The 6,514-nt window shown below is 43.9% G+C and carries 7 protein-coding genes; all 7 read left to right on the forward strand.

Annotation, left to right across the window (positions count from 1 at the left end):
• The first annotated feature begins 138 nt into the window (after nt 1-138).
• On the forward strand, nt 139-765 hold the full coding sequence (locus AM629_RS20255) for a hypothetical protein (protein WP_200905779.1): 627 nt from the start codon (nt 139-141) through the stop codon (nt 763-765).
• A gap of 1,040 nt (nt 766-1,805) precedes the next feature.
• The gene (locus tag AM629_RS24310; protein ID WP_054481517.1) at nt 1,806-1,985 is read left to right on the forward strand and encodes a P-loop NTPase family protein; all 180 of its coding nucleotides are present in this window, start codon (nt 1,806-1,808) and stop codon (nt 1,983-1,985) included.
• Between the two features lie 4 nt (nt 1,986-1,989).
• Nucleotides 1,990-2,514 carry a DUF5625 family protein gene (locus AM629_RS20265; RefSeq protein ID WP_054481520.1) on the forward strand — a complete coding sequence of 175 codons (525 nt, stop codon included), beginning with the start codon at nt 1,990-1,992 and terminating at the stop codon, nt 2,512-2,514.
• Nucleotides 2,515-2,562: 48 nt separating this feature from the next.
• On the forward strand, nt 2,563-3,093 hold the full coding sequence (locus AM629_RS20270; protein ID WP_054481522.1) for a DUF5625 family protein: 531 nt from the start codon (nt 2,563-2,565) through the stop codon (nt 3,091-3,093).
• 48 nt (nt 3,094-3,141) lie between these two features.
• Nucleotides 3,142-3,672, forward strand: coding sequence for a DUF5625 family protein (locus AM629_RS20275; RefSeq protein WP_054481524.1), 531 nt, complete (start codon nt 3,142-3,144; stop codon nt 3,670-3,672).
• Between the two features lie 48 nt (nt 3,673-3,720).
• Entirely contained in the window at nt 3,721-4,248 is a 528-nt protein-coding gene (locus tag AM629_RS20280) for a DUF5625 family protein (protein ID WP_054481526.1), read from the forward strand.
• A 51-nt stretch (nt 4,249-4,299) separates the two neighbouring features.
• Nucleotides 4,300-6,514: calcium-binding protein (locus tag AM629_RS20285; protein WP_161804256.1), on the forward strand; the 2,215-nt coding region annotated here is incomplete at its 3' end.

The following is a 6,514-nucleotide window of genomic DNA, read 5'->3' on the forward strand; positions in this document are numbered from 1 at the left end:
CAAATTCATGGCGTTGACGTTACCTTTAATGGGGTCAGCGGTACTGATTCAAAGGTGAAGCTGCTATATCTCGATACCCTAGATATTTCGCAGGTCGATGCAGCCGATTTCCTCTTTGCGGAGCCGGTGCCGGATTTGGTGTCAACGGTCGGGCTGGTGGTGACGCCATCTTCCGATAAACCGACGGTGACTGTACCGGGCTCATTGACACCCATTGTCGCTCCCCTTGATGTTGATAAGCCTTTACCGCTTCCCTCTATCGACCTGAAGCCGATGAGTATTCCCCCGAGGAAGCCAGTGAGCATTCCCCTTATCAATGTGGAAGCGATGGAGAGCAAAATAGTTGCCAGCAACGGTGACAATAAGGTGAATGTGATGGGCCGTTTTGCCGATATCACGTTAGGTCATGGTAGCAACGTTATCGGGCATGGGGACAACGATTTGGCGTTTAGTGGTGAGATGGGTAACTTGGTGTTTGGAAAGGACATCAGCCCTGAACGTCTGTGGTTCCAGCATGAAGGACAGGATCTGCAAATTTCGGTCATTGGCAGCAAGCAGGAGGTCACGCTGCATAATGGGTATGCCAGTCCTACCGAACGAGCCGGTAGCATCATGGCGGGTGATGGTCATCGGTTGATGGATAGTGATGTCGAACACCTTGTCCAGGCTATGGCTGCCTTCGCGCCCCCAGCACCGGCGACGGCCATGCTCGGTGATGTCGAGCAACAGCGGCTGCAACCTGTACTGGCAGCCAACTGGCACTGATCGGTAACAAGGCCCGTGATGGTTATCGCGGGACTTTATAACCGATATTCCGCATCCCATTCAGGAAGAAAAAAACGCATACCATTGACCGAATATTTTCAACAGGTCACTTTGGTACGGTTGTATTCCCGTTACCCTCCGATGTTCTTGAAATTCGAAGGGATTAATCTCTTCAAAGGTTAAAAATACCCAACGGGCGGTGGGCGATTGTGTCTGATTTCAGCGTGTTTTTCGTAAAAGTCTGTGCTTCACATTGCGCGGCGGCCGGACTAGCACACTATTTTTAAATCAGGCATGTGGTGCGGAATGACGGACAGACTGATTTGTGTAAAAAAAATTATATATTAATGATGTGGTCATATATTCCCTGACGTTTTTTGATCATTGTTTGCTCGGTTGTTGGATTGGGATTTTTCAGTCTGATAAGCACATCATTAATATTATTAATGAGCTTTCTGATTTGCCGTGCTGACTTCGGTAAATGTGCCTTTTTATTTTTGTAAAAAGTTCTCGATTGGGTGATTGAAAAATTCTCGTGCAATAAGCTAGCCTATACAAGATAAATGTGTCTTAAACCTACCTGTATACCAAATTTTGGCTAGTTTATAATTGAAATCTCTTTTCTTAGTCTTTTTTGTTGAGCGATTATTAGCCGATTTGTCCAGTCGGTAATACCGATTAGTTTCATTGTGATGGCGATAACTGATCGATATCTTAATTTCACCGATTCAAGAGTCGTTGCAATGACTGAATCAAATTGTTGATGTTTATGTTTTGTTATCAATGTAAGCGTAAAAATTATAAATTTAATAAATTTTAATATTATTGTGTGGTTAATGTCACTGTTTGTGAATGTATTAAATGAAATTTATTATTATTTGATGATATAATCGCCTAATTATATGAATTGTGATTTGTTTACTAAACGGATTGCGGGGGTGTCTGGATAGCTTGCTAGAGGTGAGATGAATATCCAGATTTTTGATTTAAGGATTAAGTTGTCTGATGCAAGATAATGAAATGAGTACTGAGCCACTGATATGTCCTCGCTGCGCCGGCAGATTGGCGTGGTGTTGCAGGACAATATGCTATTCAACCGCAGCATTCGCGAAAACATTGCCTTGAGCGATCCGGGTGCGCCGCGCGAAGTGGTCGTGCACGCCGCCCGCCCGCCTGGAGCCCATGAATTCATCCTTGAACTGCCCGAAGATTTGGAGTGACAAGATGAAAGTATTACGTATACATGAAAGATTTAAAAATTGGCGAAATATGATTATTTTTATGAGCTGCACCTTATTAATGGCCTGCTCTAAGTACATTGATGCAATATATAAACCGATTGATGTGACGAAGTCTGACCAGTCAGTCAAAATTGATTTCGAAATTAGTAAGAAAGGGAATTATCAGTTCGCTCTGCTGTTTGCTACAGGGGATGATCATGATGAAATGAAAAGGCGTTTTAAGTTGTTCGGGAGTATTTATGATGACGGAGTAACAATCCCCGTTTCATTTTATCTGGTTAGAAATGATAAGGCTTTTTTTGATGAAAAAATAAACGCCGTAGGATACGGGGGAGGGAAGTCCTTCTATTACGAAGAGAGAAGGGTAAATACGGCTGTGCGAGAAATTAAAACATTTTCATTACCTCCCGGACGCTACTCTGCGGTAATTACCACCCTGGAAGATGTCCCTGCTTTTAAAGGTATAGAGAGTTTTATTGTGTTTACCTATTACGATCCGAAGATTTAAAATGGTATCAGTATAAACAAAGGAAATATCAAAATTTTGAGTGACATAATGAAAGTATTACAGGTACACCAAAGGTTCAAACACTGGCGAAATATTATTATTTTTATGAGCTGTACATTATTAATGGCCTGCTCTAATTACATTGATACTATATATAAACCGATTGATGTGTTGCATGCTGGGCAATCCGTCGAGATTAATTTTGAACTCAGCAAGAGCGAGGTTGGAGATTATCAGTTTGCCCTGTTGTTTGATAAAGGGAATGATTATGAAGAAATGCTAAGGCGGCTTGAGTTGTTTGGGAATGTTGATAAGGACGGGGTTATAACCCCCGTTTCGCTTCGTCTGGTTAAAGACGGCAAGGTTTTTTTTGACGAGGAAATAAATTCGGTAGGGAGCGAAGGAACACAATCCTTTTATTACAAAGAGAGAAGTATAACTACGGCTGTACGAGAAATTAAAACACTTTCGTTACCCTCCGGACGTTACTCTGCGGTAATTACCATCCTAGAGGATGTGCCTGCTTTTAATGGCATTGAGAGTTTTGTACAGCTCACATATTTTAATCCGAAGATTTAAAATGGTATCAGTATAAACAAAGGAAATATAAAAATTTGGAGTGACGTGATGAAAGTATTACGGGTATACGAAAGATTTAAAAACTGGCGAAACATTATTATTTTTATGAGTTGTATCTGGTTAGTAGCATGCTCTAATTACATTGATGCTATACGCAAGCCGATTGATGTGTCGCATTCGGGACAATCGGTCGAGATTAATTTTGAACTCAGCAAGCGCAAGGCTGGAAATTATCAATTTGCTCTGCTGTTTGCTACTGGGGGTGATTATAATGAAATAGACAGGCGATCTAAGATATTTGGGAGTGTTGATAAGGATGGGATTGCTATTCCCGTTTCTCTTCGTCTGGTTAAAGACGGAAAGGTTTTTTTTGACAAGAAGGTAAATGCGGTAAGGCTCGATGGGTGGCAAGCCTTCTATTACGAAAAGAGATTAATAAATACGACTGTGCGCGATATTAAAACACTTGAATTGCTCCCCGGACGTTACTCTGCGGTAATTACTACCCTGGAAGATGTGCCTGCTTTTAATGGCATTGAGAGTTTTATCGAATTCAACCATTACGATCCGAAGATTTAAAATGGTATCAGTATAAACAAAGAAAATATTAAAATTTGGAGTTATGTGATGAAAGTATTACGGGTATATGAAGGGTTCAGGAATTGGCACAGGATTATTCTTTTTTTGAGTTGTGCCTTATTGGTTGCCTGCTCTAAACCTAAACCGATTGATATATACGAACCGATTGATGTGACGCGGTCTGGCCAGTCAGTCAAGATTAGTTTTGAAATCGGCAAGGCTGGAAATTATCAGTTTGCCCTGTTGTTTGCGACCGGGGATGATCATGATGAAATGGAAAGACGGTTTAAGTTATTCGGGGGTATTGATAACGACGGGGTAATAATTCCCGTTTCACTTCATCTGGTTAGAAACGGTGAGGTTTTCTTTGACGAGAAAATAAATGCTGGGGGACTTGGCTGGGGACAGTCTTTAAATTATGGAGGAAGAAGAATAAATATGGCTGTGCGAAACATTAAAATACTTGAGTTACCCCCCGGACGTTATTCTGCCGTTATTACCACATTGGAAAATGTCCCTGCCTTTAATGACATCGAGAGTTTTGTTGAGCTCGCCTATTTTAATCCAAAAATTTAACTTATGCAGAAAAACACAAAGCAGAAATAACATGTAGAGGAAATAATAAGTATGGAAAAGAAATATACTGTAACCTATAAAGTTGCCCCGATGGGGGCTAAGTATGTTTACCAGACTGATAAGAACGAACATAAAGCGGGAGACGTACATAAATCATCCGGTGGTCATATGTGGTATGTGATAAGTGACGGGAGCGGAAATGAAAAAAGTTACGGTTTCGAGTCAAGGTATGATCAACCGTGGGGTGAAGGGCGAGTAACGATTAATGATAATGCGGCCTACCAAGAAACCACTTATGAAGTGACCATCGCGTTGACTGAAGCTCAGTACAACAAATTAAGCGATTTTTCACAAAACCCAAAATTAGGTGGATTTAATAATGACGTTTATGCGCTAGATTTTAATAGTTGCGTAGATTTCGTATTCTCATCATTAAAAACCATTGGATACAGTCAGAAAGGTTTTTTTGGAAGAGATTTTCAAGGAAATATGTTTCCTAATGCTAATCCTGCGGCTTTAAGAAATCTACTTAATTCTCATGGAGCTCAAATCATTAGTGATGACCTGATTCGTAATGGTGATCATTATGAGAGAAGAACCATTCCATGGTTTGAACCTGAGTGGCTTAAACCAGTGCGTAAAGATGGTACGATTCTCAACCCACCAAAAAGCTTAATTAACATTGATATCAATTCCTCCCCACAGCCGCAGAAACATATTCAGGGCGAAAATAAAGCGCAGCAGGATGTTGCCAACGGTTATATCCAAAATTCAGCGACCCATAAAATATTCACCCTCGCGGGCATTCTCAATAAAACCGATTTCGCTTCAACACAGATGGCTAGCCTTGCCACCGGCGGCATTCGTCCCGGTGAAATGCAGCTCGACCCCAATGTCCGGCCCAACGCCTATCTATCGCAGTTCTACCTCGACCTGACCTTGAATGGCAATAAACAGGACACCAGCCTGCGCAACGCTGTGACGTTGAACGGCTTATCGGCAATGACGACGTTTAACACCTATGTTGATCCATTGTTATTGGATCTGAGCGGCAATGGCGTGCACATGACTGATATTCGTGACGGTGTGCTGTTCGACATGGATAACAGTGGCACGCTTAAGCGCAGCGGCTGGGCGGATCGCAATACGGGAATATTGGTGATCGACGATGGGCGCGGTCAGATAAAAGATGTCAGCCAGATGTTCTCCGAATACTACGGTGGCGAGGCCGGAATAAACGGTGCGGCGGGCGAAAAAAAATTCAAGGAGGGTTTCGGGGCTTTAGCCAGTGAAGATGTTAATAAAGACGGCGTGATTGATGAACGTGATCCGATCTGGAGTAAATTACGGGTCTGGGTTGATGGCACCCACGATGCAAAAGTCGATGCGGGCGAACTCAAGACACTGGCGGAATGGGGTATTACTCAGATAAACGTCCGGGCTTCGGACAAAACAGACGTGCGTGATGGGAATAAGGTCGTTGCCAGTGGGTCGTTTACTATCAAGGGTAAAACTCAGGAAGTGCTGGCTGTTGACTTTCTCGGTGATCCCGTCAGCAATACCCTGAGTACTGAGGGAACCGGTACGCGAGTGACCTCCACCCACAACGATATCACGACCACGGCTTACGCCAGTCAGAGTGAAACGGATGAAACCCTCAATGCGGAGCAACTGGGAGTCAGCAATCTGTATGGTGGCAGTGGCAATGATACGCTGATTGCGGCAAAAACCGGCAGCTGGCTGGTTGGGGGCGCAGGGAGCAATACCTATGTTGGTGGTGCCGGTGATGACGTTTTTGTCATCAGCGCTGCTGACGATACGAAAAACATTCACGGCAATGGCGGGCACGATACGGCGATCATTGTCGGTAACCAAGGTGTGGCACTGGACATGTATCAGGCCGGTTTAACCATTGCCGAAGGCGGGAGCGGCAATGATACCATCATAAGTGGCGGTGCTAACGGTGTCTTTATCAAGGGCGGTTCCGGCAATTCGACTCTGATAGGTGGCATGGGTAACGACGTCCTGGTCGGCGGCAGTGGGCACAACACCATCGTTGGTGGCACGGGTAAGTCGGTCATCTATGCCGGTCCTCAGGGCGACACAATCTATGCTTCCAAGGACGGCAGCATCATTCATGCCGGTGGCGGGGACGATAAGATTTTCGGCGGTGTGGGTGACGACGTGATCGAAGTGGGTCACGGGAGTGCAACGATTGATGGGGACGGTGGGGTCAATATAGTCAGCCTGCACGGTAACCACGGCG

Origin of the sequence: Photorhabdus heterorhabditis, from assembly GCF_001280945.1 — a bacterium.
GTDB classification, from domain to species: Bacteria; Pseudomonadota; Gammaproteobacteria; order Enterobacterales; family Enterobacteriaceae; genus Photorhabdus; species Photorhabdus heterorhabditis.